Raw genomic sequence first — 15,747 nt, forward strand, 5'->3', positions numbered from 1 at the left:
CCTCCAAAGCCAAGCTTGTTCAGGGCTCCCGATGTGTGGCTTCGATGCCACTTCCGGTGGCGTTTCGGTCGCGATCGACCCGTGTCACGCGAAAATTTATCGCCCAGACCGGCTTCCGCCTGAGATTCTGCCATCAAACCCCGTAGCGCGTTCCTCGGATTTGCGTCATGAGAGCAGGATGGAAGGACGCGGGTCGGCAACTGGCCCGCTGAATGAGGTTTTGAGGATAAGATGGCGAACGGTGTCGTTAAGTGGTTCAACCCGGCCAAGGGCTTTGGTTTCATTCAGCCCGAGGACGGCGGCCAGGACGTGTTCGTCCACATCGCCGCGGTTGAACGCTCGGGCCTGTCGGGCCTGAACGAAGGTGATCAGGTGGCTTACGAGCTGGAAGAGGATCGCCGCTCGGGCAAGACCTCGGCCGGCAATCTGCGCGTGACCGGCCAAGGCGCGGCTCCGGCGGCCTCGCGTCGTCCGCCGCGCGACTTCGGCGGCGCTCCCCGCGGCGGCGGCTACGACGCCCCGCGCGGCGGCGGCTACGGCGGCGGCGGCACCGGCGAAGCCGGTACCGGCGTGGTGAAGTGGTTCAACAGCACCAAGGGCTTCGGCTTCATCCAGCCGGACAACGGTGGCGGCGACATCTTCGTGCACATCTCGGCCGTTGAACGCGCCGGCCTGCGCGGCCTGAACGAAGGCCAGCAAGTCGGTTACGAACTGGAACAGGACCGCCGCTCGGGCAAGACCTCGGCCGGCAACCTGCGCATCCTCTAAGGATCGGAATACGGCCGGGCGCGGAGCGTTCGGCCGGCCTTTCGACCTGAAGATCAGGCCCCGCTGGAGCCTTTCCCCGTCGCTGAGACGGTGGAGGGGTTCCTGCGGGGCCTTTTTCGTGTCCGGAATCGCGGGCGAACGGCGCGCCTAGGCTCCGCGCAACTCGCGTTCGGCGGCGGCCTGGTTCACCGCGAGGGCGGTCATGTTGGCGATGCCGCGCGCGGTGACACTGGGCGTCAGCACGTGCAGCGGCCGGCTCATGCCCAGCAGCAGCGGCCCGACCAGCAGGCCCTCGGTGGCGGCGCTGAGCAGGGTCAGGGCGATGTTGGCCGCGTCCAGGGTGGGCATGACCAGCAGGTTGGCCGAGCCCTTCAGGGCGCTGTCGTGCACCAGGCGGTCGCGCAGGGCCTGGGACAGGGCGGCGTCGGCGTGCATCTCGCCGTCGACCTCCAGTTCGGGCGCGCGCTCGCGGACCAGGGCCAGGGCCTCGCGCATCTTGCGGGCGGTCGGCGAGTTGCTGGCGCCGAAGCTGGAGTGCGACAGCAGGGCCGCCTTGGGCGTCAGGCCGAACCGGCGCACGGATTCGGCGGCCAGCAGGGTCATCTCGGCCACCTGCTCGGCGGTCGGGTCGACATTCACGTGGGTGTCGCAGAAGAACAGCGTGCCGTTGTCGATGATCAGGGCCGACAGGGCGTAGACCCGGCCGACGTTCTCGCGCTTGGGGATGATCGGCAGGACATAGGTCATGTGCTGCCACCAGTCGCCGGCCCCGCCCACCAGGGCGGCGTCGACGTGGCCGGCCTGAAGCAGCATCGAGGCGGAGACCGTCCGGCGGTTGGTCACCCGGCGCTCGGCGGCCAGGGGCGGAACGCCCCGACGGCTGACCAGGCCCTGGTAGCGCTCGACCAGCGGGGCGAACAGCGCCTTGTCGGCCGAGGGATCGAGGATCTCGACGCGGCCGTCGAAGTCCAGCCGCAGGCCCATCTCCGACGCCTTGGCGACGATCGTCTCGCGCTTGCCGATCAGGACCGGCTTGCAGAGCCCTTCGTCCAGCACGGTCTGGACGGCGCGCAGCACGCGCTCGTCCTCGCCCTCGGCATAGGCCACGCGCAGGCCGCCGGTCTTGGCCGCGGCCTTGGTGGCCTTGCGGGCCCGCTCGAACACCGGTCGCATCAGCTGGCCCGAGCGATAGACGAACAGCTCCAGCTCGGCGCGATAGGCGTCGAAGTCGGCGATCGGCCGGGTGGCGACGCCGCTGTCCATGGCCGCCCGAGCCACGGCCGGGGCGATCTGCAGGATCAGGCGCGGGTCGAACGGCTTGGGGATGATGTACTGGGCGCCGAACATCGGGGCGACGCCGCCATAGGCGCTGGCCACCACTTCCGAGGCCTCGGCGCGGGCCAGCTCGGCGATGGCCTCGACGGCCGCCACCTTCATGGCCTCGTTGATCTCCGAGGCGCCGACGTCCAGCGCGCCGCGGAAGATGAACGGGAAGCACAGGACGTTGTTGACCTGGTTGGGATAGTCGCTGCGGCCGGTGGCCATGATGGCGTCGGGACGCTGGGCGGCGACGATCTCGGGCAGGATCTCCGGTTCGGGATTGGCCATGGCCAGGATCAGCGGGTTCTCCGCCAGCAGCGGCAGCCACTCGGCCTTGAACACGCGCGGGGCCGAAAGGCCCAGGAAGATGTCCGCGCCGGGCAGAACGTCGGGCAGGGTCCGGGCGTCGGTCTGGCGGGCGTAGCGGGCCATGTTCTCGGGCATGTCCGGCTCGCGGCCGGCGTGGACCACGCCCTTGATGTCGGTCAGGGTCACGTTCTCGACCGGCAGGCCCATCGAGACCAGCAGGTCCACGCAGGCCAGGGCGGCCGCGCCGGCGCCCGAGGTGACCAGCTTGACGTCCTGGAGGGTCTTGCCCTGCACGACCAGGGCGTTGCGGACGGCGGCGGCGCAGACGATGGCGGTGCCGTGCTGGTCGTCGTGGAAGACCGGGATGTTCATCCGCTCGCGCAGCTTGCGCTCGATGACGAAGCATTCCGGAGCCTTGATGTCCTCCAGATTGATGCCGCCGAAGGTGGGCTCCAGGGCAGCGACCACCTCGATGAAGCGGTCGGGATCCTCGGCGTCGACCTCGAGGTCGAACACGTCGATGCCGGCAAACTTCTTGAACAGGACCGCCTTGCCCTCCATCACCGGCTTGGAGGCCAGCGGGCCGATATTGCCCAGGCCCAGCACGGCGGTGCCGTTGGAGATCACGGCCACCAGGTTGCCGCGGGCGGTGTAGTCGCGGGCGGTATCGGGATCGGCGGCGATGGCCTCGCAGGGGGCTGCGACGCCGGGAGAATAGGCCAGGCCGAGGTCGCGCTGGGTGGCCATCCGCTTGGTGGCCTCGATCTGCAGTTTTCCGGGCCGCGGCAGACGGTGATAGTCCAGGGCGGCTTTACGGAAATCCTCGTCCATCGATCGGTCCTCGGTGACTGCGCAAGGTGAAGCGGCGCGGATCGTCTGGTCTGGAAGTCGGTGCGATCCGTCAGGGCCTAGCTACCGGTGTTGGCGACGTATTTCCAACCTTACCCAAGGGCCGACGGCGTTTTTTACGGTTCGGGGCGCTCGGCGGGCGATCGCGGCTGGCTCGCTAAGTAATAAAAGACTTATATAACGCCTATCCGGCGGGCGCCGAGCGCCGTCCTGCAAGGCGGTTGGCCGTCTTGGCGAGACGGAACGGCCTGCGGGCTGGACTTGCGGGCGGGGCGGTTTCAGCATCGCCCGCAAGGCCCATGGGTCTAGAATGTCGCGCGGCGACGCCGAACAGGGAAGCACGAACGCATGAGCGGCCTGACCACCCACATCCTCGACACGGCGATCGGTCGCCCGGCGGCCGGGGTGGCCGTGCGGGTTTCCGCGCGGCGCGGGGAGACGGTCAGCCTGCTGAGCGAAATCCGCACCGACGCCGACGGCCGGGCGCGGCTGGTCGAGGGCTCGGACCTGGCGGCCGGCGGCTACCGGCTGGAATTCGCGGTGGCCGACTATTTCAAGGCGACGGGCGCGGCCGTCAGCGATCCGCCGTTCCTGGACGTGGTGACGATCGACTTCGCCGTGGCCGATCCGGCCCAGCACCATCATGTGCCGCTGCTGGTCTCGCCGTTCGGCTACTCGACCTATCGAGGCAGCTGAGATGGCTTCCGTGCGCTTCCTGCTGAACGGGGAGGTGGTCGAGGCCAAGGACGTCGATCCCACCCGCACCCTGCTGGAGCACCTGCGCGGCGACCTGCGCCGCACCGGGACCAAGGAAGGCTGCGCCGAGGGCGACTGCGGCTCGTGCACCGTGCTGGTCGGCGAGCTGGAGGGCGAGGGCCCCAATTCGAAGGTGGCCTGGCGGGCCGTGAACAGCTGCATCCAGTTCGTGCCGATGCTGGACGGCAAGGCGGTGATCAGCGTCGAAGGCTTGGGCAAGGACGAGCCGCACCCGGTGCAGGCGGCCATGGTCGAGCATCACGGCTCGCAGTGCGGCTTCTGCACGCCGGGCATCGTTATGTCGCTGTATGGCCGGGCCGTGGCGGCCAAGGGCGCGGACGCGCCGGTCGACGAGGTGCTGGCCGGCAACCTGTGCCGCTGCACCGGCTATGGCCCGATCATCGCGGCGGCCGAGACGATCCAACCCGAGGCCGCGCCCGATGTGGCGCGTGAACTGGCGGACCTCCGCCGCGACCAGGCGCTCGCCCTGGACTACGCCGATCCGATCGCCGGTCTCACCCGGCGCTGGTTCGCCCCGTTGAGCGTGGACGAACTGGCCGCGACCTATGCAGCCCACCCGGACGCGGTGATCGTGGCCGGCGCCACCGACATCGGCCTGTGGGTGACTAAGCTGCGCAAGCCGCTCAAGACCCTGATCGACATCGGCCGGGTCGACGCGCTGAAGACCATCGCCCGCGAGGACGGTCGGCTGCGGATCGGCGCCGGCGTGCGCTATGTCGACGCCCTGGAGATGCTGAGCGAACTCTATCCCGACCTGGGCGCGATGATGCGACGGCTGGGATCGACCCAGGTGCGCAACAGCGGGACGATCGGCGGCAACATCGCCAACGGCTCGCCGATCGGCGACATGCCGCCGGCCCTGATCGCGGCGGGCGCGAGCCTGGTGCTGCGGCGCTGGAACGAGCGGCGGACGATCCCGCTGGAAGACTTCTTCATCGCCTACGGTAAGCAGGACCGCGTCCCCGGCGAGTTCGTCGAGGCGGTGCTGGTCCCAGAGCCCGCGCCGAACGCTCTGTTCAAGGTGTTCAAGCTGTCGAAGCGCTTCGACCAGGACATTTCGGCGGTGTGCGGAGCGTTCAACATCCGCATCGTGGACGAGGTCGTGACCGAGGCGCGCATCGCCTATGGCGGCATGGCCGGCACGCCCAAGCGGGCCACGGCCTGCGAAGAGGCTCTGGTCGGCCAGCTGTGGAACCGGACCACGATCCATGCCGCCGTCGAGGCCCTGGCCGGGGACTTCACGCCCCTGACCGACGCCCGCGCCTCGGCCGCCTATCGGGCCATGACCGCCGGCAACATGCTGCGCAAGGTGTTCATCGAGTCGGCCCGGCCGGACCTGGAAACGCGCGTTCCGGAGGCGGCCCATGGCTGACTCGGGCGCCAAGCTGGTCGAGCCGGTCGTCTTCCAGGGCGTCCACGCCTCGCTGCCGCACGACAGCGCCCTGCGCCACGTCTCGGGCGCGGCGATCTATGTCGACGACATCCCCGAACCGCCCGGCCTGCTCCATGTCCATCTGGGCATGAGCCAGAAGGCCCACGCGCGGATCGTGTCGATGGACCTGTCGGCCGTGCGCGCCTCGCCGGGCGTGGTGGCGGTGCTGACGGCCCAGGACATCCCCGGCGAGAACGACGTCAGCCCGGTGATCCACGACGACAGGCTGTTCGCCGACGGCGAGGTGGTCTGCGTCGGCCAGAGCCTGTTCGCCGTGGCCGCCACCTCGATCGCCGCCGCCCGCGCCGCCGCGGCCAAGGCCGTGGTCGAGTACGAGGACTTGCCGGCCGCGATCACCATCGGCCAGGCCCGCGAGGCCGACCTCAAGATCGAGGCCAGCCAGCGCATGGCGCGCGGCGACGCGGCCGCCGCCCTGGCGGCCTCGCCCCGGCGGCTGCAGGGCTCCTTCGCCATCGGCGGCCAGGACCACTTCTATCTCGAGGGCCAGGTCGCCCTGGCCACGCCGCGCGAGGGCGGCGACGTCCACATCTGGTCGTCCACCCAGCATCCCAGCGAGGTCCAGCACCTGGTCGCCCACGTGCTGGCCGTGCCCAGCAGCGCGGTCACCGTCGAGGTGCGCCGGATGGGCGGCGGGTTCGGCGGCAAGGAGACCCAGGCCTCGCTGTTCGCCGCCGCCGCGGCCCTGGTGGCGGTCAAGACCGGCCGCCCGGCCAAGGCCCGTCCGGATCGCGACGAGGACATGGTCATGACCGGCAAGCGGCATGACTTCGAGATCGGCTACGATGTCGGCTTCGACGACGAGGGCCGACTGATCGGCCTTTCGCTGGAGCTCGCCTCACGCTGCGGCTCGACCACCGACCTGTCGATGGCCATCAACGACCGGGCGATGTTCCACGCCGACAATTGCTACTTCCTGCCGGCCGTCGAGATCGTCTCGCACCGCTTCAAGACCCACACCGTGTCGAACACCGCCTTCCGGGGCTTCGGCGGGCCGCAGGGCATGGCCGCAATCGAACACGTGATGGACGCCGTCGCCCAGGCCGCGGGCCTGGACCCGCTGGAGGTGCGCCGCCGCAACCTCTATGGCGGCGAGGGGCGGAACCTGACGCCCTATCATCAGACGGTCGAGGACAACGTCGCGCCGCAGCTGCTGGCCGAGCTGGCCGCGTCCTGCGACTACGAGGCCCGCCAGCGGGGGATCGACGCCTACAACGCCCGCAGCCCGGTGCTGAAGAAGGGCCTGGCCCTGACGCCGGTGAAGTTCGGCATCTCGTTCACCACCACCCACCTGAACCAGGCCGGGGCGCTGCTGCACCTCTACGCCGACGGCTCGATCCTGCTGAACCACGGCGGCACCGAGATGGGGCAGGGGCTGTTCGTCAAGGTGGCCCAGATCGTCGCCGAGGCCTTCAAGGTGGGCGTCGACCGGGTGAAGGTCAGCTCGACCGTCACCGACAAGGTGCCCAACACCTCGGCCACCGCCGCCTCGTCGGGCACGGACCTGAACGGCATGGCGGCCCTGAACGCGGCTAACACGATCAAGGCGCGGCTGATCGAATTCGCCGCGAAGAAGTGGGGCTGCGCGCAGGGCGACGTCGAGTTCACCCCCGAAGGTCTGCGGGCCGGGGCGGAGCTGGTCCCGTTCGAGGTGCTGTGCCGCCAGGCGCACCTGGCCCGGGTGTCGCTGTCGTCGACCGGCTTCTACGCCACGCCCAAGATCCACTACGACCGCAAGACCCACACCGGCCGGCCGTTCTACTACTTCGCCTATGGGGCGGCCTGCAGCGAGGTGCTGATCGACACCCTGACGGGCGAGATGAAGGTCACGCGGGTCGACATCCTGCACGACGCCGGCCGCTCGATTAATCCGGCGATCGACCTCGGCCAGATCGAGGGCGGCTTCGTCCAGGGCATGGGCTGGCTGACCACCGAGGAGCTGGTGTTCAGCGCCGACGGCCGTCTGCTGACCCACGCCCCGTCGACCTACAAGATCCCCACCTGCGGCGACCGTCCGGCGGTGATGAACATCGCTCTCTGGGAAGCGGGCCGCAACTTCGAGGAGACGGTGCACCGCTCCAAGGCCGTGGGCGAGCCGCCGCTGATGCTGGCCCTGTCGGTGCTGTCGGCGGTGAACCGCGCGGTGGCGTCTGTGGCCGACCACAAGGTGTTCCCCGCCCTGGACGCGCCGGCGACGCCGGAGCGGATCCTGATGGCGGTGGAAGATGTCAAGCGGAGGGCGGCGCCGTGAACTGGGCCCGCTCCGCCCTGGCCCAGCTGGCCCTCGACGAGACTGTCGCCCTGGTGACCATCCTGGCTGTCGAGGGCTCGGCCCCGCGCGACGCCGGGACCAAGATGGTGGTCTGGGCCGGCGGCCAGGCCGGTACGATCGGCGGCGGCAACCTGGAGCACCAGGTCGCCGATCAGGCGCGGCGGATGCTGCTGACCCAGGTCCATTTCGCCCTGCAGGACTATCCGCTGGGTCCGCTGCTGGCCCAGTGCTGCGGCGGCCGCGTGCGGCTGCTGATCGAGCGCCTGGACAAGTCCGCCGTCGACTGGCTGACCGACGCCGCGCGCCGGCTGGACGCGGCCCAGCCCTTCGAGGTGCGCACCCGCTTCAACCCCGGCGCCCTGCTCAAGACCATCGCCCCGGTCGCGGCCTCCAGCCCCGACGGCGCGGCCATCACCCTGGCGGGCGAGCCGGCGACCGCGCGCGGGGCGCGGCCGACCCTGGGCGACGTGCTGGTCGAGCCGCAGGACCTGCCGCGTCCGCCGGTGCTGCTGTTCGGGGCCGGCCATGTGGGCCAGGCCGTGGCCCGGGCCCTGGAGCCGCTGCCGTTCCGTCTCTCCTGGTACGACACCCGGCCGGAGACGGCGCCGATCCCCGGCGTGACCGTGGGCACGCCCGCCGAGCTGGCCGCCGCCGCCATGGGCGCGGGGCCGGACGCCTACATCCTGATCATGACCCACGACCATAACCTGGACTACGCCCTGACCTCGTCGGCCCTGGCCGGCGGGGCGTTCGGCTATCTGGGCCTGATCGGGTCGGACACCAAGAAGGCCCGGTTCCTGAGCCGGCTGCGCAAGGACGGCTTCGGCGATGGGGCGGTGGCCCGCATGACCTGTCCGATCGGCCTGCCGCACCTGAAGAACAAGGCCCCCGAGGTGATCGCCGTCTCGGTGGTCGCCGACCTGCTGATGCGGCTCGAGGCCGCCCGCGCTGCTACGAAGGATCTCCAGCTTGCAAGCCTATAGGGCGTCGATCCTCCACCTGGAGGACGACCCGAGCATCACCGATGGCGAGGCGCACGCCTTCCACGAGGACGGCCTGCTGCTGGTCGATGACGGCCGCGTGGTCGCCTGCGGCGACTACGCCAAGCTGGCCGACGAGTTGGGCGACACGCCGGTGGAGGACCTGCGCGGCAAGCTGATCGTCCCCGGCTTCGTCGACACCCACATCCACTTCCCGCAGGTCGACATCATCGCCGCCCACGGCGAGCAGTTGCTGGACTGGCTGGAGCGCCACACCTTCCCGGCCGAGGCCGCCTTCGCCGACCGGGGCCACGCCGAGGAGACCGCCGAGTTCTTCGTCGAGGAACTGCTGCGCAACGGCACGACCAGCGCCCTGGTGTTCGGCTCGGTGCACAAGGTCTCGGTCGAGGCGCTGTTCGCCGCCGCCCTGAAGCGCGACATGCGGCTGATCGCCGGCAAGTCGCTGATGGACCGCAACGCCCCGCCCGGCCTGACCGACACGGTCGAGAGCAGCCGGGCCGACATGCAGAGCCTGATCGCCGATTGGCACGGCAAGGGGCGCCTGGGCTACGCGGTCACCCCGCGCTTCGCGATCAGTTGCAGCGACGAACAGCTGACCATGGCCGGCGAGGTGCTGGCCGAGCATCCGGGCCTGTGGATGCAGACCCACCTGTCGGAGAACCTGCGCGAGATCGCCGACACCGCCCGGCTCTTCCCGGAGGCGAAGGACTATCTGGACGTCTACGACCGCTTCGGCCTGGTCGGGAAGCGCTCGGTCTTCGCCCATTGCGTCCACCTGGGCGCGGAGGCGTTCGACCGGCTGGCGGACGCGGGCTCGGCGGTCGCCTTCTGCCCGACCTCGAACCTGTTCCTGGGCTCGGGCCTGTTTCCGCTGCAGACGGCCTGCGCCCACGGGGTGAAGGTCGGGATCGGCACGGACGTGGGGGCGGGGACGACGTTCTCGATCCTCCACACCCTGGGCGAGGCCTACAAGGTGGGCCAGCTGCGCGGCGAGGCGCTGGACCCGTTCCACGCCCTCTACCTGGCCACGCTCGGTGGGGCGCGGGCCCTGGGGCTGGAGGACGAGATCGGCAGCCTGGAACACGGCAAGATCGCCGACTTCCTGGTGCTGGACCTGGCGGCCACGCCGCTGCTGGCGCGGCGGCTGCCGGCGGCGAAGAGCCTGGAGGACCGGCTGTTCGCGCTGACGGTGCTGGGGGATGACCGGGTGGTCGAGCGGACGTACGTGGCCGGGGTGGAGCGGTATCGGCGGGGATAGCGCGGCGAACACTTGCCCCCACCTGACCGCTACGCGGTCTGTCCGCCCCATAGGGGGCGGAGCCTTTACGGCGCTCTTCCCCCTCCGGGGGAAGACGATCGCGAAGCGATCCGTAGGGGGCAAGCGTTAGCCGCCTAGGCGCTCATGGTCTCGCGATACAGCTTCAACAGCCCCTCGGCCTTGACCCCGACGGTGATCGCCTGGATCGGCTGGTCGTCCCAGGCGCTCGGCCCGAACAGTTCGCCCTCGACCTTCTGGCAGGTCTGGCCCAGGGCGATGCCGTCGGTGATCACGCGGATCGAGCCCTTGCGGACCTCGAACAGCGACGGATCGATCACGTAGGCCACCGCCGCGGCGTCGTGCACGCAGCAGCCGACGATGCCGTCGCGGCCGCCGTAGAAGGCCGCATAGGGCTTGGAGATGGCGTTGAGAAAGGCGCCGGCCGGGCCGCCGGCCGCTTCCAGGGCGTCCATATAGGCCGGGTTCATCACCACCTGGGTGGTGACGTCCAGGCTGACGGCCGTCACGTGCCAAGGGGCGGTGAACACCAGGTCGGCGGCTTCCGGATCGTTCCAGATATTGGCCTCGGCCACCGGGGTGACGTTGCCCGGCTTGCCGGCCACGCCGAACGCGCCGCCCATGATCACCACGGCCTTCAGCAGGGTGGCGACCTCGGGATCGGCCTTCAGGGCCAGGGCCAGGTTGGTCAGCGGTCCGACCGCCACCAGGGTGATCTCGTCGGGGTTGGCGCGGGCCAGGTCGATGATCGCCTGATAGGCCGGCTTGGCCTCGGGCTCGGCGGCGACCAGGCCCGTCAGCTCGACGTCGCCCAGGCCGTTCTCGCCATGCACGAAGGTGGGCGAGGGATTGCGCGGCCGGGTCAGCGGCTTGTCGGTGCCCTTGAAGACCGGGGCCGTCAGGCCGAAGCGATGCTTCAGGTAGAGGGCGTTGCGGGTGGTGGTGTCGATGTCGGCGTTGCCGAACACGGTGGTCACGGCCACCAGGTCGAGCGCGGGGCTGGCCTCGATGAAGAGCAGCGCCATGGCGTCGTCGATGCCGGGATCGGTGTCGAAAATGATCTTTTGGGTCGTCATCCGAAGGACTTATCTCATCGTGTGATGAAGGGGGAGACCCCTCCGAAACGAACCATGCTCCCGGCGCGAACCGGGAGCATGGCGGGAACGATGGCGATCCTTCGGGACCGCCCGGCCGGGGCCGGGCGGGACGTCGGGACTAGCGCCGGGCGCTGATCGAGATGCCGACGATCCGAGGCTCGTTGACGAAACCGGTCAGGTTGTTGAAGTCGATCGCGCCGCGCAGGTTCACCTCGTTGGTGATGTTGCGGGCGAACGCGGCGATCTCGTAGGCGCCGTCCTGCTTGGCGTAGCCGAGCTTCAGGCCGCCCTCGAAGTCGCCCTTCGAGTAGAACTCCTTGGACTGGTACAGGAAGATGTTGGTGTAGCCCTGCTTGAACCAGTCGGTGTAGGCGAACAGCTCGCCGTCGCCGATCGGGTAGCTGTAGCGGGCGGTGAAGTTCAGGACGTACTTCGGCGCGTTCGGGAACGGGTTCCCGTCGACCAGGGCCTGGCCCGCGGTGTTCAGCGGGTCGGTGACCGTGCACTGGGCGCAGACCGCCACGGCCAGATCCTTGTCCTTGATCTTGGTGTGGTTGTAGCTGTAGCCGGCCGTCAGCAGCAGGTTCTCGGTGACCTTGAACTCGCCGTCGAACTCAACGCCGTAGGCTTCGCCCTTGTCGGCGTTGATCAGCAGGGTGTTGTTGCCCGCGCCGCCGATGGCGCTGAACTGCGGGTCCTTTTCCTCATAGGTGAAGGCCGCGCCGTTGAAGCGGATGCGGCGGTCCAGCAGCTCGCTCTTGAAGCCGACTTCGTACGACTGGATGGTTTCCGACTGGGCCACCGACGGGTTGGCGCCGAAGACCACGTCGCGGCCCTGGATCGTCGGGCCGCGGAAGCCGTGGGCGGCGCGGGCGTACAGGCTGAAGTCGTCGCTGACGTCGTAGAAGGCCGACAGGTCCCACGAGACCTTGCTGTCCGACACCTCGACCTTCGGGGCGGTCGAGCCGACGATGGTCATGGTCTTCTTGTCGTCGGTGTAGCGGGCGCCGCCGGCGATCTTCAGGGCCGGGGTGATCTGGTAGGTGACCTGGCCGAAGCCCGCCCAGGCGGTGTTCTTGTGGTTCAGGGTCGCCTTGGCGAAGCCGGCGTCCGTGGTCAGCAGCATGTCGGACTTGAAGTAGTAGCCGCCGACCTGCCAGGTGAGCGGGCCGTCGGTGTCCGAGGCGAAGCGCAGTTCCTGGGTGTACTGGTCCAGGTCGTCGATGCCGTCCTTGGTGTCGGAGTCGAACGGGATGAAGCCCGGGCCGACGCCGGCCACGCCGCCGTCGATGTCGCCGCGGCTGTAGCCGTTGGTGGTCTCGTAGGCGCTGATCGAGGTCAGGGTCACGGGGCCGAAGTCGTAGTCGATCTTCAGGCTCTCGCCGTTGCCGTCGTACTTCTGCGGGTTGCTGCCGCCGCCGTTGTAGAAGACGGAATCCCGGTCGAAGTTGCCGTTGATCTGGTTGCTGCCCTTGGTGAGGATGTTGGCGCGGAAGATCGCGGCCGTGCCGTCCAGGCTGCGGTTGTGGGCGTTGAGCAGGACGCTCAGGTCCTCGGTCGGGGTCCACAGCAGTTGGCCCCGGATGGCGTATTCGTCATAGCCGCCCATGGCGTCCTTCACGTGGGTGAAGGTGTTGTCGATGTAGTCGGCGCGGTGTTGGCCCAGCACGGAGATGCGGCCGGCCAGCTTGCCTTCGACCAGCGGGCCGCCGACGCCGCCTTCGGCGGTCCACGAGTTGTACGAGCCGTAGGTGAGGGCGGCGTTGGCCTTGTAGGTCTGGCTCGGCTTGACGCTGTCGAACTTGACGATGCCGGCGGTGGTGTTGCGGCCGAACAGCGTGCCCTGCGGGCCGCGCAGCACTTCAACCTGGTCGACGTCGAAGATCGGCGTGCTCTTCAGCACGACGTTTTCCATGACCACGTCGTCCATGATCACCGAGACCGGCTGGGAGGCGGCCAGGTCGAAGTCGGTGTTGCCCAGGCCCCGGATGTAGAAGCGCGGGGCGGCGCGGCCGTTGGAGCTTTCGACGAACAGGCCGGGCACGCGGCTCGACAGGGCCAGCACGTCCTCGCCGCCGGCGAACAGGGCTTCCAGCTTCTCGCCGCCCATCGTGGCGACCGAGACGGGAACTTCCTGGATGTTTTCGGCGCGCTTCTGGGCCGTGACGATCACGTCGTCCAGCGTGACGGCGCTGGTGTCCTGGGCGAAGGCCGGGGCGGCGGCGCCGACGGCCAGGGCCAGGGCGGTGAGGGCGGCGCCGCGGTGGAGGCGGCTGCGCAGCTTGGTGGCGGTGGTCATTGAAGTATCCCCTTCATGCGTCGGCGGCCCGACGCTTGAGGGTGCAATGCACAATGAGCGAGCCGAATCCAAAGGATTGATGACGTATCGACCGCCGTTTGGTGAAGTTTTTGCCCTGGTTGTTACTATTTGACCACGCAGAGACACGACTGCCCAAAAGCAGATCATAAGTCAGGGATTTATTACTTATCTTCATGGTGCGGACGATCTGTCGCTTACGGCGCAAGGCGTTGATCAACGCCGTCCTGCAGAAGCGACACGTGCGCGGAGACGATTTTCCAGCCCGTTTCGGTGCGTATCCAGGTCTGGCTTTGACGGCCGGTGCGTTTTGCCCCTTCGCGCACGAATTCGACGTTGGCGATTGCGAAGTCTCGCCCAAACGTGGTGATTTCAGTCCTTAGGCGCGACCTCTGGGGCGAGCCGCCCGAACGGCCGATTCGAAACGCCGCGATCGCCTCGAAGCCGTAGAGGTTTTCGGCCACGCCGTAGCGGACCGTCTGGGGCGCGTCGCGGAAGAAGCCGTCCAGCGCCTCGACGTCGTTGGTCATCAACGCCGTCTCGTAGGCGTCGATCTGCGCGGTGACTTCAGCGACGACGTCGGGTTCGTTGACGGTCATGCGCGGACCTCGCCGGGCGGGACGGGCGGCGGACGGTGGGCGGCCACGACGCCGGCTCGTTCCAGCCGCAGGGCGGCGGCCAGGGCCATTTCCTCGCGCCAGGCGGGGGCGATGATCTGCACGCCGATCGGCGGCTTGCCCGGGCGGTTGACCGGCGCGGCCACCACCGGCAGGCCGATATAGCTGATCGGCTGGGTGTAGGCGCCCAGGTTCCTGCGCACCGAGACGGGCTGGCCGTCCATCTCCATGGTCGCCTGGCCGATGCCTGGGGCCGGGCACACCGAGGCGGGGGCCAGCAGCACGTCGAAGTCCTCGAACACCCGACGCGCGGCGTCGCGGAACACCGGGCGATAGCGGCGGGCGGCCTCGGCGACGGCTTCGGGCGCCAGGGCCCCGGCCAGCAGGCGGTCGCGGACGGCGGGATCGTAGTCCAGCGGCCGGGTTTTCAGGTCTGGCCCATGCAGGTGGGCGGCCTCGATCGGGGTCAGGCAGAAGGCGGCGGCGCGGGCCTGCTCGGCGCCGGGCAGCTCGACCCCGCGCCGGGCCTGCAGGGCGTCGGCGACGATCTCCAGCGCCTCCAGCACCTCGGGAAAGGCGCCCTGCGCGAACCAGCCGCCCAGCACGCCGACGCGGAGCGGTCCGTCGGCGATGGCTTGCAGGCGAGGGGCGGCCGGTTCGGCGGGCCGACGGCAGAGCGGATCCAGCGGATCGGGGCCCTGCATCAGGTCGTAGGCGAGTGCCAGGTCGGCGACCGAGCGGGCGAACGGCCCCACATGGTCCAGGCTCTCGACAAAGGGAAAGGCGCCCTGGCGCGACAGCCGGCCCAGGGTGGGCTTCAGGCCGAACACGCCGCACAGGCTGGCGGGGACCCGGATCGAACCGTTGGTGTCCGAACCCAGGGTCAGGGGGACCAGTCCGCCGGCGACCGCCGCCGCCGAGCCGCCGGACGAACCGCCGGCGATGCGGGCCAGGTCGTGCGGGTTGCGGGTGGGGCCGTCGTGGGCGTTCTCGGTGACGAAGCCGTAGGCGAACTCGTCCATGTTCAGCGCCCCGACCAGGACCGCCCCGGCGGCGGTCAGGCGCTGGACGGCGGTGGCGTCATGGGCGGCGGGGGCGGCGTCGCGGCGGATCTTCGAGCCCGCGATCGTGGTCACGCCTTCGATGTCGAACAGGTTCTTCACGGCGAACGGGACGCCGGCCAGCGGCCCCACCGGCCGTTCGGCGGCGAGGTCGGCGTCGATCGCCTCGGCCTGGGCCAGCGCGCGCTGGGCGACGAGGGCAGTGTAGGCGTTGAACGGGTCGGTCCGCGCGCGGGCCACGGCGGCCTCGGCCTCCTCGCGCGCGGTGGTCCGGCCTTCGCGGATGTCCGCCGCGACGGCCTGGGCCGACCGGAAGTCCAGGGCGGAACCCGGGGGGCTCATGGCTCGAACGCCTCGATCGGCGCGGCGGCGTCCAGGTCCATGGCGAAGGTGGCGGCCTGGCGGCGCAGCAGGGCCAGGTTCTCGAGCGTCCCGGCGCGGGTCTCCGGCGGCAGGGCCAGGCCGAGCGCCGCGGCCCGGTCGTCCGCATAGGCGGCGACCGTGTCGTCGTCGAGGGCCAGGAACGCTGCGAGCGCCGGATCGGTCGCCATGCGGGGCGAGCTCCACAAGTAAGAAAAATCTTCATAACCGGGATATCCGGCCGCGACCAGCATGATAGCGCCTTGGGGCCCG

12 protein-coding genes and 1 pseudogene are annotated in these 15,747 nt (G+C 69.7%); 7 read left to right on the forward strand and 6 right to left on the reverse strand.

The window, feature by feature from the left end; genetic code table 11:
• Nucleotides 1-231: 231 nt before the first annotated feature.
• Together WAE60_RS17765 and WAE60_RS17770 are read left to right on the forward strand one after the other, a co-directional pair.
• Nucleotides 232-435, forward strand: a pseudogene (locus tag WAE60_RS17765) (cold-shock protein); the annotation flags it as partial.
• A gap of 135 nt (nucleotides 436-570) precedes the next feature.
• On the forward strand, nucleotides 571-768 hold the full coding sequence (locus WAE60_RS17770; RefSeq protein ID WP_026171987.1) for a cold-shock protein: 198 nt from the start codon (nucleotides 571-573) through the stop codon (nucleotides 766-768).
• 147 nt (nucleotides 769-915) lie between these two features.
• Here WAE60_RS17770 and WAE60_RS17775 read toward each other — a convergent pair whose 3' ends face one another.
• Entirely contained in the window at nucleotides 916-3,228 is a 2,313-nt protein-coding gene (locus tag WAE60_RS17775; protein WP_337687727.1) for an NADP-dependent malic enzyme, read from the reverse strand.
• Between the two features lie 366 nt (nucleotides 3,229-3,594).
• On the opposite strand from WAE60_RS17775, the gene uraH reads away from it, so the two are divergent.
• The 5 genes from uraH to guaD are packed head-to-tail and all read left to right on the forward strand — an operon-like array spanning nucleotide 3,595 to nucleotide 10,004.
• Complete coding sequence (uraH, locus tag WAE60_RS17780) at nucleotides 3,595-3,942, forward strand: hydroxyisourate hydrolase (protein WP_337687728.1); 348 nt, start codon at nucleotides 3,595-3,597, stop codon at nucleotides 3,940-3,942.
• A 1-nt stretch (nucleotide 3,943) separates the two neighbouring features.
• Entirely contained in the window at nucleotides 3,944-5,395 is a 1,452-nt protein-coding gene (gene xdhA, locus WAE60_RS17785) for a xanthine dehydrogenase small subunit (protein WP_337687729.1), read from the forward strand.
• The gene (gene xdhB / locus WAE60_RS17790) at nucleotides 5,388-7,724 is read left to right on the forward strand and encodes a xanthine dehydrogenase molybdopterin binding subunit (RefSeq protein WP_337687730.1); all 2,337 of its coding nucleotides are present in this window, start codon (nucleotides 5,388-5,390) and stop codon (nucleotides 7,722-7,724) included. Before xdhA ends, xdhB begins: the two co-directional genes overlap by 8 nt.
• Nucleotides 7,721-8,728 (forward strand): xanthine dehydrogenase accessory protein XdhC, encoded by a 1,008-nt coding sequence (xdhC, locus tag WAE60_RS17795; protein WP_029907363.1) that lies wholly within the window; start codon nucleotides 7,721-7,723, stop codon nucleotides 8,726-8,728. The genes xdhB and xdhC overlap by 4 nt, the downstream gene beginning before the upstream one ends.
• Nucleotides 8,715-10,004: a guanine deaminase gene (guaD, locus tag WAE60_RS17800; protein WP_337687731.1), complete on the forward strand. Its 1,290-nt coding sequence runs from the start codon at nucleotides 8,715-8,717 to the stop codon at nucleotides 10,002-10,004. Before xdhC ends, guaD begins: the two co-directional genes overlap by 14 nt.
• Nucleotides 10,005-10,138: 134 nt before the next feature.
• On the opposite strand, the gene WAE60_RS17805 is transcribed toward guaD, so the two are convergent.
• The 5 genes from WAE60_RS17805 to WAE60_RS17825 form a co-directional block, all read right to left on the reverse strand.
• Nucleotides 10,139-11,098 carry a nucleoside hydrolase gene (locus WAE60_RS17805; RefSeq protein ID WP_337687732.1) on the reverse strand — a complete coding sequence of 320 codons (960 nt, stop codon included), beginning with the start codon at nucleotides 11,096-11,098 and terminating at the stop codon, nucleotides 10,139-10,141.
• Between the two features lie 139 nt (nucleotides 11,099-11,237).
• Nucleotides 11,238-13,418, reverse strand: coding sequence for a TonB-dependent receptor (locus WAE60_RS17810; RefSeq protein ID WP_337687733.1), 2,181 nt, complete (start codon nucleotides 13,416-13,418; stop codon nucleotides 11,238-11,240).
• 215 nt (nucleotides 13,419-13,633) lie between these two features.
• The gene (gene hpxZ / locus WAE60_RS17815; RefSeq protein WP_029907359.1) at nucleotides 13,634-14,035 is read right to left on the reverse strand and encodes an oxalurate catabolism protein HpxZ; all 402 of its coding nucleotides are present in this window, start codon (nucleotides 14,033-14,035) and stop codon (nucleotides 13,634-13,636) included.
• Nucleotides 14,032-15,456, reverse strand: coding sequence for an AtzE family amidohydrolase (locus tag WAE60_RS17820; protein WP_337687734.1), 1,425 nt, complete (start codon nucleotides 15,454-15,456; stop codon nucleotides 14,032-14,034). Before WAE60_RS17820 ends, hpxZ begins: the two co-directional genes overlap by 4 nt.
• Nucleotides 15,453-15,665 carry a DUF4089 domain-containing protein gene (locus tag WAE60_RS17825; protein ID WP_029907357.1) on the reverse strand — a complete coding sequence of 71 codons (213 nt, stop codon included), beginning with the start codon at nucleotides 15,663-15,665 and terminating at the stop codon, nucleotides 15,453-15,455. Before WAE60_RS17825 ends, WAE60_RS17820 begins: the two co-directional genes overlap by 4 nt.
• Nucleotides 15,666-15,747: the final 82 nt, after the last annotated feature.

Source organism: Caulobacter sp. CCG-8, assembly GCF_037402475.1.
Taxonomy (GTDB): Bacteria; Pseudomonadota; Alphaproteobacteria; order Caulobacterales; family Caulobacteraceae; genus Caulobacter.

Excerpts from the sequence above, each read along its gene's own strand:
- WAE60_RS17820 (WP_337687734.1), bottom strand. The coding sequence starts at position 15,456 with ATGAGCCCCCCGGGTTCCGCCCTGGACTTCCGGTCGGCCCAGGCCGTC.
- WAE60_RS17810 (WP_337687733.1), bottom strand. The coding sequence starts at position 13,418 with ATGACCACCGCCACCAAGCTGCGCAGCCGCCTCCACCGCGGCGCCGCC.
- WAE60_RS17775 (WP_337687727.1), bottom strand. The coding sequence starts at position 3,228 with ATGGACGAGGATTTCCGTAAAGCCGCCCTGGACTATCACCGTCTGCCG.
- uraH (WP_337687728.1), top strand. The coding sequence starts at position 3,595 with ATGAGCGGCCTGACCACCCACATCCTCGACACGGCGATCGGTCGCCCG.
- xdhB (WP_337687730.1), top strand. The coding sequence starts at position 5,388 with ATGGCTGACTCGGGCGCCAAGCTGGTCGAGCCGGTCGTCTTCCAGGGC.
- WAE60_RS17805 (WP_337687732.1), bottom strand. The coding sequence starts at position 11,098 with ATGACGACCCAAAAGATCATTTTCGACACCGATCCCGGCATCGACGAC.
- WAE60_RS17825 (WP_029907357.1), bottom strand. The coding sequence starts at position 15,665 with ATGGCGACCGATCCGGCGCTCGCAGCGTTCCTGGCCCTCGACGACGAC.
- hpxZ (WP_029907359.1), bottom strand. The coding sequence starts at position 14,035 with ATGACCGTCAACGAACCCGACGTCGTCGCTGAAGTCACCGCGCAGATC.
- xdhA (WP_337687729.1), top strand. The coding sequence starts at position 3,944 with ATGGCTTCCGTGCGCTTCCTGCTGAACGGGGAGGTGGTCGAGGCCAAG.